At 44.3% G+C, this 16,371-nt stretch carries 15 protein-coding genes; 1 reads left to right on the forward strand and 14 read right to left on the reverse strand.

Annotation, left to right across the window (positions count from 1 at the left end; translation table 11 throughout):
• Window positions 1-44: 44 nt before the first annotated feature.
• The 10 genes from RSX31_RS11605 to RSX31_RS11650 form a co-directional block, all read right to left on the reverse strand.
• Window positions 45-1,658, reverse strand: coding sequence for an ABC transporter substrate-binding protein (locus tag RSX31_RS11605; protein ID WP_315634626.1), 1,614 nt, complete (start codon window positions 1,656-1,658; stop codon window positions 45-47).
• Window positions 1,659-1,686: 28 nt separating this feature from the next.
• On the reverse strand, window positions 1,687-2,565 hold the full coding sequence (locus RSX31_RS11610) for a carbohydrate ABC transporter permease (RefSeq protein ID WP_148967672.1): 879 nt from the start codon (window positions 2,563-2,565) through the stop codon (window positions 1,687-1,689).
• 15 nt (window positions 2,566-2,580) lie between these two features.
• Window positions 2,581-3,546 carry an ABC transporter permease gene (locus RSX31_RS11615; RefSeq protein WP_397540980.1) on the reverse strand — a complete coding sequence of 322 codons (966 nt, stop codon included), beginning with the start codon at window positions 3,544-3,546 and terminating at the stop codon, window positions 2,581-2,583.
• Between the two features lie 191 nt (window positions 3,547-3,737).
• A complete protein-coding gene (locus RSX31_RS11620; RefSeq protein WP_315634627.1) occupies window positions 3,738-5,075 on the reverse strand; it encodes an ABC transporter substrate-binding protein in 1,338 nt (445 codons plus the stop codon).
• Window positions 5,072-6,664, reverse strand: a complete 1,593-nt coding sequence (locus RSX31_RS11625) for a response regulator transcription factor (protein WP_315634628.1) — start codon at window positions 6,662-6,664, stop codon at window positions 5,072-5,074. The genes RSX31_RS11620 and RSX31_RS11625 overlap by 4 nt, the downstream gene beginning before the upstream one ends.
• A complete protein-coding gene (locus RSX31_RS11630; protein WP_315634629.1) occupies window positions 6,639-8,426 on the reverse strand; it encodes a sensor histidine kinase in 1,788 nt (595 codons plus the stop codon). The genes RSX31_RS11625 and RSX31_RS11630 overlap by 26 nt, the downstream gene beginning before the upstream one ends.
• Before the next feature lie 166 nt (window positions 8,427-8,592).
• A complete protein-coding gene (locus RSX31_RS11635) occupies window positions 8,593-8,796 on the reverse strand; it encodes a hypothetical protein (RefSeq protein ID WP_315634630.1) in 204 nt (67 codons plus the stop codon).
• Window positions 8,789-9,409 carry a response regulator transcription factor gene (locus RSX31_RS11640; RefSeq protein ID WP_315634631.1) on the reverse strand — a complete coding sequence of 207 codons (621 nt, stop codon included), beginning with the start codon at window positions 9,407-9,409 and terminating at the stop codon, window positions 8,789-8,791. Before RSX31_RS11640 ends, RSX31_RS11635 begins: the two co-directional genes overlap by 8 nt.
• 10 nt (window positions 9,410-9,419) lie before the next feature.
• The gene (locus RSX31_RS11645) at window positions 9,420-10,508 is read right to left on the reverse strand and encodes a sensor histidine kinase (protein WP_315634632.1); all 1,089 of its coding nucleotides are present in this window, start codon (window positions 10,506-10,508) and stop codon (window positions 9,420-9,422) included.
• A gap of 36 nt (window positions 10,509-10,544) precedes the next feature.
• On the reverse strand, window positions 10,545-10,928 hold the full coding sequence (locus tag RSX31_RS11650; protein ID WP_315634633.1) for a hypothetical protein: 384 nt from the start codon (window positions 10,926-10,928) through the stop codon (window positions 10,545-10,547).
• A gap of 242 nt (window positions 10,929-11,170) precedes the next feature.
• On the opposite strand from RSX31_RS11650, the gene RSX31_RS11655 reads away from it, so the two are divergent.
• Window positions 11,171-11,620, forward strand: coding sequence for a hypothetical protein (locus tag RSX31_RS11655; protein WP_315634634.1), 450 nt, complete (start codon window positions 11,171-11,173; stop codon window positions 11,618-11,620).
• 334 nt (window positions 11,621-11,954) lie between these two features.
• Here RSX31_RS11655 and RSX31_RS11660 read toward each other — a convergent pair whose 3' ends face one another.
• The 4 genes from RSX31_RS11660 to RSX31_RS11675 form a co-directional block, all read right to left on the reverse strand.
• Window positions 11,955-12,797, reverse strand: a complete 843-nt coding sequence (locus RSX31_RS11660; protein WP_315634635.1) for a TVP38/TMEM64 family protein — start codon at window positions 12,795-12,797, stop codon at window positions 11,955-11,957.
• 192 nt (window positions 12,798-12,989) lie between these two features.
• On the reverse strand, window positions 12,990-13,178 hold the full coding sequence (locus tag RSX31_RS11665) for a hypothetical protein (RefSeq protein ID WP_315634636.1): 189 nt from the start codon (window positions 13,176-13,178) through the stop codon (window positions 12,990-12,992).
• Window positions 13,179-13,318: 140 nt separating this feature from the next.
• Window positions 13,319-14,680 carry a right-handed parallel beta-helix repeat-containing protein gene (locus RSX31_RS11670; protein WP_315634637.1) on the reverse strand — a complete coding sequence of 454 codons (1,362 nt, stop codon included), beginning with the start codon at window positions 14,678-14,680 and terminating at the stop codon, window positions 13,319-13,321.
• A gap of 570 nt (window positions 14,681-15,250) precedes the next feature.
• Entirely contained in the window at window positions 15,251-16,357 is a 1,107-nt protein-coding gene (locus tag RSX31_RS11675) for a glycosyltransferase (protein WP_315634638.1), read from the reverse strand.
• Window positions 16,358-16,371 lie beyond the last annotated feature (14 nt).

The following is a 16,371-nucleotide window of genomic DNA, read 5'->3' on the forward strand; positions in this document are numbered from 1 at the left end:
GAAAGGCTGCACGATTGCCAGGGCAAGGTACAGCCTGAATTTAATTATGATTGGTTACGGTCATATCCATCCTGCTTTATTTTCAGCCACTCCTGTAACCCGAGGCGATCGAGTTCTTTCAAGTAATCCGCCCATTCTTCATCGGCTTTCCCGTTGGTGATCCATTCCGCCTTTTTACGCTTCACATAAGCAAGCAGATCGGTCTCGATCTTCGAAAGCTTATCTAACTCCTCAAGGGAGAAGAATACTTTTGGATAGATGTTTTCCGCCTTCATATCCGGTACCATGACATCCTTCATGAGCCCCAGTCTCCAGGCAGCATCATCCGGTTTCGTCGTCACGGCTCCATAGTATTCGTCCAAGATTGCCAGTGGACCGCCGACGGATGTCTTTTCCCTGAGTTCAACAGGAGCCGTTCCTTCTAATGGAAGGTGCTTTAATGAATTACTGGCACTATCCATTTCGAAGATGTTTTGCTGTTTGTCATCCCCATATGTTCCCCAGTTGTTTTGAACCGATTGAAGCGGATTATAGAATTGATCGATCCACTTCGCCGTCAGTTCAAGGTTCTCGTTCGCACTCGTGATGACCATTTTATTCCGGTCAAATCCCATACCGTTCGTTCTCGCCACATTCTTCGTTCCATCGGGGCCTTCAAGGGCCGGCATGAGGTCATATTGATCGTTCATACCCGTGATGTTGGCTTTATCCCATGTGAAGTACATGCCGTAACGTCCTTCTTTCCCTTTCGACAGGTAGGTATTCCAATCCTGTTCAAAGGCTTCTACGTCAATCAAATCTTCTTTATATAATTCATTTAAATAATTGATGGCATCCTTATACCCTTCGTCGGCTGCCGTCAGCTTCACTTCACCGTCATTGGTGACGACCGTGTGATCCCAGTTCTCACCGAGTCCGAATGAACCGAACAAGAAGGACACATCTTCACCTCCATGGTTGATGATGAAGGACATCGGGATTTCATCTGCCTCACCATTCCCGTTTGGATCCTGAGTCTTGAATGCTTTCAGGACTTCTTTAAGTTCATCGGTTGTTTTCGGCATTTCAAGCCCCAGTTTATTCAGCCATTCGACGTTGATCCATGGGAAGTCATCGACGGAGTGGATGCTTTCCTTTCCTGAACCAAGCTCTTCAATCCAAGGGAAGGAATAAATATGCCCATCCGGTGCCGTCATCATCGAGCGATATTCAGGCGCATCTTCCAAGACCTTTTTCAGGTTGGGCATATGCTCATCAATCAGATCCTCAACAGGAACGATCGCTCCATCCTTCGCAAGCTTCAATAGCTCATAGTCACTGTATCCCGCATTCATGATCGCGTCTGGAAGCTCGCCGCTCGCGACAGCCAGATTCCGCTTTTCATTGAAGGTTTCCCCCGCTGTATAATTGGTCCAGTCGATCTTCACTCCCGTTTCTTCCTGGAGCCTTTTGAAGATCAGCTTTTCATTTGGATCATCCGGAGCAAGTGGTGAGCTGGATGTCATCATCTTAAGCGTCACCTGTTCCTCTAACGGAAACTTTACATTTTCCAGTTCATAATTCTCAGAAGAAGCACTTTCACTGTTGTTGCTGCACCCGGCTGCAAGCAGCATTCCTGACATCAGAAGTACCGACATTGTCTTCGTCTTTTTCCCCATTGTTAAACCCCCATTGATAAAATATAGATTATTTTAAAGATCCCACCATAACACCTTTTTCAAAGTATTTCTGGAAGAATGGATACATAATGATCAGCGGCAAGCTTGCTAATACGATGGATGAATACTTGATCATCTCTGAAATTCTTTGGAGTTCCGCAGCAGCCTGCTGGTCAGCGATCATTCCCGGCTGCACCTCATTCTGGATGAGGATCGATCGCAGGACGAGCTGTAACGGGTACAAATCCCGGTCTTCAAGGTAGATCATCGCATCGAAATATGAATTCCATTGTGCGATGAACGCATAGAGCGCGATGACAAAGATGATCGGCTTTGACAACGGAAACACGATGTTCAAGAAGATCTTGAACTCCGATGCCCCGTCGATCCTTGCTGCTTCCTTCAACTCATTCGGAATCGATTTGAAGTAAGTTCTTGCAAGAATTATGAACCAAACGTTGATGGCATTGGGAAGGATGATCGCCCAAATCGTGTTCAGCATCCCTAAGTCCTTCACCACCATATACGTCGGGATCAACCCTCCGTTGAAGAACATCGTGATGAGAAAGAACACCATGATGAACTTTCGTCCGACAAGCCCTTCAGCCGAGAGGGAATAGCCGGCAAAGATGCAGACACTCACGGTGATGAGCGTGAATCCGACAGAATAGAGAATCGAGTTGATGAATCCTTTGACGATGGTACCGTCCTCGAAGATCCGTTTATATCCCTCGAGTGTCCAATCCGAACCGCTGATGAGGAATCCTTTTTTCACCAGAACATTCGGCTCAAGAACCGAGGATAGTAGAACGTATATCAAAGGGAATAGAACAATGATCACGATTCCTCCAAGAAGGATTTTGTTAATGAAAAGAATGAGTTTATCACTCCTGGTGTATTGGTACATCTCGTTTCCCCCTTTCTATAAAAGACCTTCGCCTTCGTTTAATTTCTTGACCACACGGTTTACGAAAACCAATAAGATGACATTGATGACGGCATTGAACAACCCTACTGCCGTGGCGAATGAATAGTCACCTGCCTGCAGCCCCCGCTTGTATACATAGGTAGAAATGATTTCCGAGGTTGGAAGGTTCATAGACGTCTGTAACAGATAGGCTTTCTCAAATCCAATCGCCATGATGCCTCCTGCAGCCAGGATGAACAGGACCGCCATTACAGGCTTCAGCGTCGGAAGATCGATATGCCGGATGCGTTGCAGAAGGGATGCCCCATCTACGGTTGCTGCATCGTGAAGCTGGGGATCCACATTGGCGAGTGCCGCCACATAAATGATCGATGCCCACCCCGCGCCCTGCCAAACTCCTGACCAGATATAGATGCTTCTGAAGGCATCAGGATCAGACATGAATGAAATCGGCTTATCCGTAAAAACCGACAGCATCGCATTAATCGGTCCTGTAGGTGATAGGAAGAGAAAGATCATCCCGGAGATGACGACGACTGAGATAAAGTGTGGTGCATAAAGGATGAGTTGAATATTCTTCTTCACCCCTGCTTTCCGGAGCTGATTCAGCATCAGTGCAAGTATGATCGGGATCGGAAACCCGATCAGAAGCTCGAAGGAACTTAATTTCAGAGTATTGACCAGGATATCCATGAAATTCGGAGACGATAAAAAGTCCGTAAAGTGCTTGAACCCCACCCATTCACTTCCATTGATCCCCCTGATGGGACTGAAATCCTTAAATGCGATGGATGCCCCATACATGGGAACATACTTGAAAATGATCGTAAGAATGATGGCAGGTGCAAGAAACAAATAGAGAATATAGTTTTTCTTCATATAATGGAGCTTGGTTTTGAGCTTCGAATTTTTCTTTGTTTCCGTTATGACTGGTGTATCTGCCTTGGCAAGTTCTTGCAATCTTTTGACCCCCTTTATATAAATCACTTTGTTCAGAAACAATGATCCTCCCCATTTAGGTGAGGATGTCCGTTGAGTTCACTTTACTAGAATCCCGGAATGAAAACGTTTACTATTTTCGGATGAAACAGTTTAAATTTTTTGGAAGTTTACTGCACACAAAAAAAACCTCTGGCAGCTGCCAAAGGTTTTTATTCCAAATCATTCAGTTCTTCATTGATCTTTTTGACCGCTTCTTCTGCCGAAGTTTTGACATCCTTCCCTCCGATACCCACATCTTCAAATAGCGCTTTGACTGCTTCGCTCACGACAGGATAGGCTGGGGTGATCGGTCGATTCCTTGAGTACTTTTGTGCCTGTTCCACGAAAATATTCTTCGGATACTCATTGAACTCGGGAAAGGCTTCTGCAACAGAATAACGAGCCGGAACATCCCCGGTGATCTCCACATACTTCTTTGCACCTTCAAAGCTGGTGACATACTGGATAAACTCCCATGCTTCATCGGGATAGTCAGTTTCAGACGAAATCCCGAGGGACCACCCTCCGTTTGGAACCGCCTGTTCGCTCCCTTTCGGCAGGGCGGTAATCCCGAAATCCTCACCCAGCCGGAAATCAGGGTTCATCATACTGAGACTCTCCACCATCCAGGAACCGAGGACCGTCATACCGAGCCTATCGGTCTCCAATGCTTCCTCGGGGAGTTCAACCTTGGCTACCCGGTGTTTCTGATAGAGATCCTGATAAAACTGTAGTGCTCTTAATGAAGCCGGGGAGTTCAAATAACCACTCGCTGTCTGATTGCCCGGATCCAGTACATCTCCGCCAAATTGCCAAAGGATAGGCATCTTGAAGTAGGATGGCGACTCCCCATCCGGAAATCCCTGGCCCGGGTCTATTCCCGTGATGTCAGTTGCTAAAGCAGAGATTTTCTTAGCAGCCTCGAGAACCTCATCCCAAGTCAGCGGGTCATGTGGATTTTTGGAAGGGAGGGGAACCCCTGCTTTTTCAAACAAATGGATGTTATAAAAGAGAGCCACACTTGATTCTGCAATCGGTGATAAATAGATTTCATCCTCGTATGTGATCCCCTTCAACGTAGGGGTTGCGAGATCCTCAATATGACCATCTTGTCTCATATAATCATCCAAAGACAGAAGACCACCCGCACTTGCATAAAGGGCAAGAGTCGGCGTATCGATTGTCAAAATATCAGGTGGGTCACCTGCTGCCATCTCAGTTCTAAGCTTCAACTCATAATCCCCATAAGGGATGGGGACCATCTCCACTTCGATCGCGGGATGCTCCTTATTAAAGTCTGCCACCAGCTCTTCATACGCCTGATTCTCAAGTTCTGTCCCCTTGTTTCTCCAGAATGTCAGTTGGATCTGGGCTTGTTCATCCAGCTTTTCTCCGTCCTTATCTCTGCTGGTTTCCTGGAATGAGGTAAAAGTGAAGATGCTGTAGATCCCTGCTGTCAACATGAGTAGCGCAGCCAGTACATAGATGGCAGTTAACTTATACTTCATCGTGCCTCCCCCTTATCCACTGTCATGGATTTCCTGTAATCAAGTGGCTTTAGCCCAAATCGCTTCTTGAATACAGTGCTGAAATAGCCGGAATTGGAATAGCCGACAAGATGTGCAATCTCGATGATCTTTAACTGTTCATCCATCAACAGGGTACGGGCTTTGTCCATTCGGAGGTTGACGAGATAATCACTGAAATTCTGTCCTACCAGTTCTTTGAACATCTCCGATAAATAGGCCGAGTTGATATGGAATTGATCAGCAAGGGAGGAGAGTGAAATTTCATTGGTGTAATGCTTGTCCATATATCGCCTTACATTTTCCACGATGGCAATTCCATTAGAGGAATGCCGGGTTTCACTCACCTTATCCGCAATCATTCTTGAAAGGTCCAGCAGTTGTCCTTTCACCCGGTACCGGGAAGTCAGTTCCCATATACCCAATTGACAATTCCACATCTTCTTCTCTAAATCATCGGTGTACAGATCATATTTCCTTGCCATTGATCCAAGCATAAAGAGCACCCGGCTGGCTGCAAAGGAATAAGACATCACCGATTGCCGGTCGCATTCAGCAAGGGTAGTCAGTAGATGTTTCTTGAAAGTCTCATAATCGCCCTGCTCCATGCTGTTTGACAACTTCCATTCCACATCGTCAGTGAATTCCACCGTCTGTTTACTCGTTGACCCGTCAATGAATTGGGACGTGGCATCAGCGGAACTTTGGCTCCAGGAGAGAAGGGAGGATATGTATCCGTTCTTTAATTGAGATAAACCAATGACTACTTTCCCCACCCCAATGACCGTTTCAACATTCAGATAGCTGCTGACATTCCGTTGCAGTTCCTGAACAAAAGTATGGATTGAATTCCCTCCCGTGTTTTGTAAACATAAGAAATGAATCATATTCTGATAGCTCGTGTCGTAGAAGGACATGATTCCTTCATGCTCATAGGATAATTCCCGGCACAACATCCTGAAGGGCAGAAACAAATCCCTAACCTGTTCGGGGTCACTACTTCGAATCTCTACGGTGATGAACTGAACAACCGTGTCCTCACCTGCCAGCACATCAAGCTTCAGCTGACTCAGTCTCTCCCCGGAAATATTCTTCCCTGCCCATTCATCCTTCACCAAATGAAGCAGGTACTGCTCTCTCATTTCCTCGGCGTGGAACTGGTTCATTCTGACCGTTTCCATTCTTCTCTGCTTCTCCGCTTCAATCTCGCCCCTGATCTTCCTGAGGGCAGCCGTCAATTCCTCGGGATCGACGGGCTTAAGCAGATAATCCTTCACTCCTTCGACCAAAGAGGAACGTACATATTCGAAATCCGCGTATCCCGACAGGACGATCACCTTGATATCAGGATACTTACCCGATAACGCTTTCACAAGCTGCATTCCATCCAAGACCGGCATCCTGACATCGGTCAGGACAACATCAGGCATCACTTCTTCGATAACCTGTAACGCTTCCTTGCCATTGGAGGCTTCGCCGGCAATAACAAAGCCTTCTTCTTCCCAGTCCACTTTCCACTTCAACCCTCTTCGGATTTGAATTTCATCATCGACCAGAATCACCTTCAGCATGAAGATCCCCCTCTCCACTTTTTATGCGTAAGACAATGGTTGTACCTTGATACTCTTTTGATGAAATATGATAGGTGAAATTTTCTCCGTAATACAGCTTTAAACGCCCCAGGACATTTTTAAGTCCGATGCTTCGTCCTTTGCTTTCCAGTACATGACTGGATTCATGAGGACCGTGGTCACGCTTCAATTCTTCCACAATAGACTCAGGGATCCCGATTCCATTATCCTCAATCACAATCTCCACCCAGTCATTCACTTTCTTCGTCGAAATACGAAGAACGGCCTCCGTTTTCTCTATGAAACTATATTTAACCGAATTCTCCACGAGTGGCTGGATAACGAACTTAATGATCGGGAGCGGAGAGGCTGCAGGATCCTCCTGAATGGAAACGGAAAGCGCCTCTTCATATCGCAGCTTCAGAATTTCCATAAACCTCCGTATATAGGTCATTTCTTCCCCGAGGGTCACCATGTCAGATTCCGTATTGAGGGAATATCGCATGATCCTCCCCAAATGGATCGTGACATCGATCACCTCTTTGTTCTTCCCTTGAGCTGCGAGACCACCGATGGTTTCCAAGGTATTATTTAAGAAATGGGGATTGATTTGCAGTAGCAGTGCCTTGTATTCCGCATCCCTCCTGCGTATGTTGGCTTCATATTCTGTTTCAATCAGGGTATCGAGGTGGTTGGCCGTCTGGCCGAACACATCCACCACATAACCAATCTCATCATTCGCTGTCTTAATGGAAGGAATCAATTGCTTCGCTTTCTTAAATTCTCCCTTTTCAACAAGCTTCATGGCACCGGTCAATTTCCCCAAAGGCTTTACGATGGTAGAAGAAAAGAGATAAGACGCCATGATCGTCAATAAGAATATCCATCCACTCGTCAAAAGGAGATTCCTCTGAAGCTCATTAACCTGAGAGAACAGTTCGGACTTGGTAATTTCACTGACCAGCACCCATTCTCCTACCTTTGCCTTCTGATAGAAAATCATATACTCTTCTTTCTCGAAAGGGACCTCTATTAATCCCGAGCTGTTCGTCTCTGTCTTAATAGTCTTTAAGCTTTCCTTTACTACATTCTCCGGTGTATCGACGCTGCCCGTCAGCACATTTCTTCCGAGGCTGTCCAGGAGATAGACTCTCCCGTTCTCACCCAGCTTGATCTTGCTTAAGGCATTCTCAAGAAGGGACGATGGAAAATTTACCTTGATCACCCCGGATAAATCAAGAGTATTGATATCAAAGAGTGGCAGAAGGTAACTGTTCACCTGATCCGCCATCAGATCATTATGGGATCGAAGCCAGCGTTGATCGTCTTTATAGAATTCATCGAACCAAATGGTTTTCTCCAGAGGAGGAAGATTCCCGGCAGTCCCGGTCCCATCGTTCAGGTAAACCGATGCGGACATCGACTTGGAATTGTTGATCATCATCGAAGATAACTCCGCCTTTAACTGGTTCTTCATCAAAAGACGTTCAGCATCTGTTGCCGCCCTTTCATCCTCCTCGGACTTGATCCATTCCTGAGTCGTTGGGTTCACCAGTACCTGCTTTCCTAAATCCTCTGCCTGTGACGTGATTGAATCAATATACAGCGAATACTGCTCCATCATTTCAATCGTCGAACCCGTCGTACGTTCTTCCATGATCGACGTAAACCAGTTGGGAATGAGAATCGATAGAACGAGAAAGGGAAAGGTCAGCAGCAAGGTGAAAATCATAAATAATCGGTTGCGAAGTGAGAAAAACATAGTGCCTCCAAGGTTAATGCAGAATAGGATTCTATTGTTTGAAAAGTGAAACTACTATTCTACTAAATTTACCATAGAATGGGTGGGGTAAAAAGGTAGAAAAATGTGGAGAGGCGGGAATACGAGAAAGTATCCCAGGAAGTATGAAAAGCGTTGCCTGCCCCCGCTACGTTAAAGATTTACCATGCTGGGGAGCAAGGCAACCAATTACAAGGCGTTTAGTTAAATCATCTGGGTTTAACCCATCACCACATAAGCAAAATTCTACATGGATCACTATTTTCATTGAAAGAAATAATAAAAAGAAGAGCCAAATCATTGCTCTTCCTGTCCAGGGTAAGTCGTTTTCATCTTCAATTGGGCTATTCATTCCCCGCCCCAGAACCAATCCACCCCTTCATCCTCGCAATCATCACCGCATCGAGACGATTTTTCGCTTCTACTTTTTGGATGATTTCAGAGATGTAATTTCGTATGGTGGGAGGAGAAAGATATAAGAGTTTACTCATTTCGCCTACGGAATATCCTTCCTCGAGATGGCGTAGGATGTCTTGTTCCCTTTTCGTAAGCGGATTCATTTCTTCGAACATCGAGTGGGAGAGTTGCGGACTGAATACTTTTTGACCTGTTTGGATGGTTCGTAAATTCACAGCCAATTGGGAAACGGGGGAATCTTTCAGGAGATAGCCATAGACCCCTGCCTGGATCGCTCGTTGCAAGTAACCACTTCGTGCAAAGGTTGTCACAATCACAATGCGACAAGGATGCCCTTCGTCTTTCAATGTCTCCGCCGCTTCAAGGCCGCTCACGATGGGCATTTCAATATCTACGATGGCAATGTCGGGTGACTTCTCTCTTATTAGGCGCAAGGCTTCGTCCCCATTTTCAGCTTCACCCACCAGTTCTATATCAGGTTCTAAGGATAATAGCTTTCCGAAAGCGCCTCTCACCATACCTTGATCTTCTGCGATTACGATTCTCATGCTTTCACCTCTATTCACTAAATGGTTTTTCGATTTTCGGTACAGAGATGGTTATGTTCATCCCCCGGTCGGCATTGGATTTCCAATGTAACGTGCCTTCAATCATACGGAGGCGCTCTTTCATCCCCATCAAACCGCTCCCCTCATGGGTTCTATTCACACTTTCCATGCCTACTCCATCATCTTCAATCTCCAGGATGAACGAGTCACTATTTTCATGAATGGTCATCCAGCAGTTTGCAGCTTGACTATGCTTCACGATATTGGTCACACATTCCCGAAGACACAAACCGAGTATTTTGCCATTCACGAGGGGTATTTTCTCTAAATCCAACGAATTCAGATGTGCATCTATACCTGCTGATTGAAGGAATTGCGATGCCTGAACCACTTCTTCTGATAGTCGGACAGACTGCATATCACTGACCAATTTCCGCACTTGAATCAACGTATTTCTGGAAATGTGTTGAAGCTCGCGTACCTCCTGGATCGCTTCATCAGGATTTCGCCGTATGAGCTGCTCCACCAGTTCACCTTTCAACGTTAACAGGGATAATGTATGACCAAGCGTATCGTGAAGGTCCCTGGCAATCCGTTCTCTTTCCTCTATTTTGATCAGTCGTGCAATTTCTTCATTTGCCCCCAGAAGCTCTGATTTCATTTGATTCGATATCTGTTGATTACGGAGGAAATACGGCAACCCAATGAGAAGGATGAGGATTGGGATCCAGGACAAATCCTGTGTTCCTAAGTCAAATTCAACATGATACCATACGGAAGCGATATAAAAGGCGACCATCGATCCAGTATAGACCGTGATCCGTGTAAACGAGGGAAGGAATCCGGTCACAATAGAAGGGTATAGTCCGAACCAGATATTCCACGGGTTAAAGAGGACGATCAATACCATCACACACATATGCTGCATTACTATGCCTAGTTCACGATATTTTACGTGTGAGGTGCTTCTCCAAAAGGCAAGGGCAAGCAATAGAAAAAGAACATACCCATACCACTTATCTCCAAAAGGCAGAAGCAGCATATAGAAAGAAGGAATAATGAGCAGCCTTGACCAGTTAAATTTGACGATAGATGGCATCGGTCATCCCCCTCTCCTCATACGTATTCTTACATCTCAAGCTTTTGTTCTTCTGACCGTCCTATCCATCCAGCCCGGAAGCCATGCAATGGAAAGAGTAGCCACAAATCCATGTAACGTATTCGCTACACCTGCTATGCCAGGCTCTGCAGGAAACGCCCAATCAAATAGGGAAAGGGCCAGTGCCACCCCAATCGTGATGAAAGCATACATCCATCGTGGTCTCGTCGTTTGTTTCTTTAATTTCATATAAATCACTGCCCCGATCATATTCACGACAATCGACATAAAGAGGATCGACCCGGGTGTTATCTTTTCAAATGTAACGTCTAACACAAAGCATAGCAAGTAATACACCACGATCGCTGCCACACCGGAAATCGCCCCCACCATAAAGCCAACCTTTAAACCATTCTTCATACATGCACCTACTCTCATAAACTAAAAATCTGCTTAAATCGTAGCATGTAGAGGTAGGAGGAAATAGTTATATATATCATTTGTTTGGAAGCGTGGGGACGGTTCTCGTGCTTCCGTCGGCACCCTTATACTATCGTCTATTTGTGGACTCAGGTACCTGTTACTTGGCTTGCAAGTTCACAAAATATCAGGGTAGTATCATCGATTCATTTCCATTATAATTGTATGAGGGAGGTGATAAAATGGAAAAGCAAATCATAAACATGTTATCCGATATTCAACGGAACATGAAGGTGTTCGACCAAAACTTGAAAGAGCTTGACCGTAATATGAAAGCGCTCGATGGAAGAATGGTAGGACTCGAAGGTAATATGCAAGGACTTGAAAGTAATGTGCAAGGACTCGGCCAAAAAATGCAAGGACTTGACAGTAATGTGCAGGGACTCGGCCAAAATATGCAAGGACTTGAAAGTAATGTGCAAGGACTCGATGGAAATATGAAGGAGTTCAGAAGTGACTTAAAAGAGATAAAGGAAACGGTTAACAGAATCGAAGTTTCACAAACAGAAGATGTCATTGCTTTGTTAAAAGTAGGTAACCAACGTTCTGAAACGGACTTTCATTATCTGAACACAAGAATCACAGATATTGATAAACGGGTTTTCACCCTCGAGAATCGAGCTGAAGGGTAATCGTCATATCTCGATATAATAGTAATGACGGTTCCCCTATACCTACTCTTCGTTCCCTCTCACCATGATCCACACTTCATTTCTTCGATTTTTCTTTTGTTAGACTTTCCACAATGAAAAACCTAAAATACCTGATCCGCTGCAAGTGAAAATTCATGAGGCACCTGGCCGATCGTAGACGATTCTGTAAGCCAAGGGATCAACCATAGTCTCAGTATGAATAGAGCCATTCTCACTATTCCATGAGAATGGCTTTATTGTGATGTTCAATGATAGATGCGCTTTGTGTATTTGTGTGGAGAAAATGCCTTTCCAGAGTACAAATCGAATTGAATTAACCGTTTTTATTCAACACTTTTTTGATCAACATCCCAATACCAAATAAAAGTAAAGCAGCAGCCGAAACAAAAACCATTAATTGTGATGCAGTTAAGGAAAGAGCAGAAGCTAATTCAATCGAATATGCAAGCGAGAAGGATGTAACTATTTTGGAAAAAATAGCAACGCTTAAAAACCTCTTAACACTAACGCCACTAACACCTGCACCCACACAAATAATTTCATCAGGTAAAATTGGAATAATGAAAAGTAACGCAAGAATAAGTAATTCGTTCTTTTGAACATATAGATGGTACTTCTCCAAATGTTTCTCGTTGACAAGTCTTTTCACTATCTTCATTCCACCAAATCTCGAAACAAAGAACATCGTTATAATCCCCAGTATTGTTCCAAAAAAGCCGAGAATAAAAGCCGTGAACGAACCTAATGCTGCACTGGCCGCAACCACTGTAACCATTTCTGGTAAAGGTAAAATGATTGGTTGTGCAAAGCATATAGCAAAATATATATATTTAGCAGTTGAAATGTTTTGTCTAAGGAAATTCTCGAAACCGATTGCGTCAGTCAGTACAAGGAAACTGCTGATATAGAATGTAAGAAACATGGCCAATACAGCTAAAAAGTTGACGATAGATATTACCCTGATAGCTTGGATAAATCCTCTTTTCCCAGTAGCAAGAGCTGCCATCGCTATGACTAAAATAAGTAAGAACACAGTGGAACCAACTACTTTTAAAATAGGTAAAAGATGTGGTAATCCTATGTTAAAGATTAAAATCGGTATTAAAGTCAATAAAAGTTGTTCTACATAATACTTGAAATTGTTTTTAATTATCATTTTACACTCCATATAAAATTCAGGTTTAGCCCATCTTAGGTTGTGAAGGAAACCTTGTTTCCCTTTTGTCCACATTAATCTATTTACTATAAATTATACCGTTTATATTGTAAACTTTATCAGCAATCACCAATCTGTGTAATTTAGTCAAGTTTTTGTCCTTCCATGACATCCTCTCAACCATTTTTCTTCTCATTGTTTTATTGTTACGTATGCCATCAACCCATTTAAGAAATTCTTCGCCTTTGAGAACATATCCACTACTTCACACTCTCTATATTCGCAGTATACCGTATAATTCTTCACAATTTCACGAACTTGTTCAGAAATTTGCCAATCGACTTTATCAGCATTATTATTCTTAGGCTTGATGAATTGCACGAAATTTTTCATTCCTTTAAATGGTTGTCCAATTAAAAGAAAAAAACCAAATCACTATGCGATTTGGTCTTTAAATTGATATGTTATTTCTTATATTCCTCACAAAAACTGAACTACTTAAACCAAGAAGCAGTCCCTCTCTAAATAAATTCACTCAACAATAACCAATAACAAGGATTTAGCGGCAGATTAGGCGGTACTGGAATAACGGCTGAATTATATCCGACGATAAAGCTTGCCGGATCAGTCGCAGATGCCCATCCCGCAGTGAAAGATTCATTTACAATGGTATTACCCGTACTGAAAACCTCTGTGCTGCCCAAATAGTTGTTATCGATTCCAGCGAGTCCTTTCCCTGCAGTATTTTGAACGGTATTTCCATAAAAAGCTAAAAATTTAAAAATATTCAAGTTGGGCCCAAACAGTAAGACAGGAACATTTCCTTCACTGATGGTCGTATTATCGATGATATACAATCCAAAATTCTCACCTGTAAATTCTTCCATGAGAAGAAGGTGACGCAGCGTAAAGGGGGAGGTCAATTGTGTATTATTCCTTATGACCAAATCTCCCTTTAGTGTACCTGAACTGGCTGCTATATTCGTAATAATGATGAAGCTGCACCTGACAGCCCCTGAATCAGAGACAAACGTATTGGTGTCAATGATACTCTGCCCTGAAGTAGAAGAAATACTGATATACCGATAATTATTGTTAAGCGCCGCAGCCGGTGCATAATTAAAGTCACAATTGGTGATCTGGAATTCAGAGGCAATCAGTGAAATACCGAACTCACATACAGAGAGTTCACAATTATCGACATAAATTCCGGTAGCTGACAAATTACCCACTCTTATGATGGACTCAATGGATGCTATTGATACGAAATCTTGAATGATGGACATGTTTTGGAAGACCACATTCGATACGGTGACATTAAACATGGTAGTTACAGTATTATTCGTGGTATCCACGATCGTTGCGCCTTTTCCTTGCCCCTCTATCGTTACCGACTTGTTTACATTTATCGTGGAATTTATCGTAAAGGTTTCAGCGTCTAGTAATAATCGATCCCCATTTACTGCCGCAGTTAAAGCAGCTTGGATCGTGGTAAATGGTCGAGTGGAGCCTACCAGCAGGGTATTCCCTGTTGGAGGAGGTATCGTCCTTGTTGTGGGAGGAACAGGTTGTTGTTGCTTATAAAAAGTATTACCTGTGGATATATCAATATATAGATCTCCATCATTACCAATATCGCAGGTTGGTGATCCCACTCCTGTTAAAACGGGAGTACCAGCCGGTCCTTGTGGTCCCTCAGGTCCTTCTGGTCCAGCTGGTCCTTGTGGTCCTTGTGGTCCTTGTGGTCCAGTTGGTCCTTGTGGTCCCGGCGGTCCTGGTGGTCCTGGTGGTCCCGGTGGTCCCGGTGGAGGAGGGTAAAAGTCACACCCCTCAGGAGGGAGTATACGATTCGGATCACACTGGATTCGGTTTTTTTTATACATTTCATCACCTCTAAAAACAATATTTAATATAATAGTATGATGAATTTAATGTAATGCTTGGACGAAAAAAGAACCAAGGGGACAAGTACCATGGCTTATATACAAAAGGGGCTATGGTACCTGTCTCCTTGACCTTATAAGTGTACAGAAAAAGAGCGATCCACTCAGGTTGCCCCCGATCGCTCTGCACTCCCACTTCAATATGGGTTTAATATCCTTGATTAATTGAGGACGGTTTTCGTGCTTCTTTTTCATCAAGCCGAACCGCCAGTATGCTTCACCCAAAAGACTCATCAACACCCCTTACACCTTCAAACTATCAATCTGAAACTCTGACACGTTCTTCGCGTACTCCGTAACCAACATCCCAATCCCTCCCCCTTTTCATCATTTAACCCTTAGCCAAGGGACCTGTCTCCATGGCGCAAAAATTTGTTGATTTGTTGTTTTGGGCATAAGAAAAAAACGCGTGGGGACGCGTTTTTTCTAGTTTGCAATTTTGTTTTTCGAGAAGCGCGGAGACCATTCCATTGGTCCACCCTTTCAGATAGAAAAGAAGCTCTAAACCCTTCACACCTTTATCTTACGCCCCTTCCATTTCACAGAATGAAAAATATTCACCCGGATGAAAGAATAAAGGAAAATCACTGCGAAGAATACAAACAGCAACGGATAAAAAGGAAAATACACCCACCTGAAATCCCCGACCCTGCGGGCAAACCATGCTGTTTGAACGAAATAGAGGATATACAATGCCCCATTGACGATCATAGGGGCGGTTCTCTCCTCCATAATCGAAGAGATCAATGAAGACGCGGTGGTTAAACTTCCGGTAATCCAGAGGATGACCATCAACATGACGACGGGATGAGTGGACTTGGAACCAACGGCAAAACTTTTGCACCAGCCTTCGATAAGGCTTCCCAAACCTTCCGGATACATGCGGAACGAAATGATCCCTCTGCCGCTCAGGCAGCGAACGGGAAGGTTCTGATCAAGAAAGGCCTCTCCCAGTGCCAGATCATCCATGATGGCCCCCTCGATTTTCTCATGCCCACCAGATAAGAAGTAATCGTCACGATTACATAGAATGCATGGACCGAACGATCCGGCGGCTTTGAACCGGGATCCCCAGACGGTGAATAAATTCATGCCCACCACGACGATGATGTTAAAGACAATAGAGAGATGTTCATACACACGCTCCACTGTGTGATAGGGCTGCAAGGCGAGGATACCCCTGGCTCCTTTCCTCTCGTAGAAATGCAAAAGATTACGTAATCCATCCACACTGGTGAATCGGGTATCGGCATCCAGGAACAGCAGCCAGCTCCCTTTCGCCTCCTTGGCACCGCGCCAGCAGGCAGACGATTTTCCTGCCCCTTTATTCTGCAGGACCGTGACACCGTAGCTTTCTGCGACCTCAACGGTCCGGTCCGAAGAATCGTCATCCACCAACAGAATTTCAAATCCCTTGAATTGCTGTTCCTGTAATGACATCAATAACGGGGAAATCCTGCCTTCTTCATTCCTGGCAGGGATAATGATGGACAGAAACGGCAACCCCGCCGTATTTCTCGAAGTGAATCTTGGAACCGGCAAGGACCAAAACATGATGATGCCAATGATAATCCCTAGGAAACCCAGGATGAGATTGATCACTTCTGAAGCCGTCATTTAATCTGCCTCCT

Origin of the sequence: Rossellomorea yichunensis, assembly GCF_032337515.1 — a bacterium.
Classification (GTDB): domain Bacteria; phylum Bacillota; class Bacilli; order Bacillales; family Bacillaceae_B; genus Rossellomorea; species Rossellomorea yichunensis.

What these genes read in the sequence shown, in the direction of transcription:
- RSX31_RS11605 (WP_315634626.1), bottom strand. Translation starts at nt 1,658, where the DNA reads ATGGGGAAAAAGACGAAGACAATGTCGGTACTTCTGATGTCAGGAATG.
- RSX31_RS11610 (WP_148967672.1), bottom strand. Translation starts at nt 2,565, where the DNA reads ATGTACCAATACACCAGGAGTGATAAACTCATTCTTTTCATTAACAAA.
- RSX31_RS11620 (WP_315634627.1), bottom strand. Translation starts at nt 5,075, where the DNA reads ATGAAGTATAAGTTAACTGCCATCTATGTACTGGCTGCGCTACTCATG.
- RSX31_RS11625 (WP_315634628.1), bottom strand. Translation starts at nt 6,664, where the DNA reads ATGCTGAAGGTGATTCTGGTCGATGATGAAATTCAAATCCGAAGAGGG.
- RSX31_RS11630 (WP_315634629.1), bottom strand. Translation starts at nt 8,426, where the DNA reads ATGTTTTTCTCACTTCGCAACCGATTATTTATGATTTTCACCTTGCTG.
- RSX31_RS11635 (WP_315634630.1), bottom strand. Translation starts at nt 8,796, where the DNA reads ATGAATAGCCCAATTGAAGATGAAAACGACTTACCCTGGACAGGAAGA.
- RSX31_RS11640 (WP_315634631.1), bottom strand. Translation starts at nt 9,409, where the DNA reads ATGAGAATCGTAATCGCAGAAGATCAAGGTATGGTGAGAGGCGCTTTC.
- RSX31_RS11645 (WP_315634632.1), bottom strand. Translation starts at nt 10,508, where the DNA reads ATGCCATCTATCGTCAAATTTAACTGGTCAAGGCTGCTCATTATTCCT.
- RSX31_RS11650 (WP_315634633.1), bottom strand. Translation starts at nt 10,928, where the DNA reads ATGAAGAATGGTTTAAAGGTTGGCTTTATGGTGGGGGCGATTTCCGGT.
- RSX31_RS11655 (WP_315634634.1), top strand. Translation starts at nt 11,171, where the DNA reads ATGGAAAAGCAAATCATAAACATGTTATCCGATATTCAACGGAACATG.
- RSX31_RS11660 (WP_315634635.1), bottom strand. Translation starts at nt 12,797, where the DNA reads ATGATAATTAAAAACAATTTCAAGTATTATGTAGAACAACTTTTATTG.
- RSX31_RS11670 (WP_315634637.1), bottom strand. Translation starts at nt 14,680, where the DNA reads ATGTATAAAAAAAACCGAATCCAGTGTGATCCGAATCGTATACTCCCT.
- RSX31_RS11675 (WP_315634638.1), bottom strand. Translation starts at nt 16,357, where the DNA reads ATGACGGCTTCAGAAGTGATCAATCTCATCCTGGGTTTCCTAGGGATT.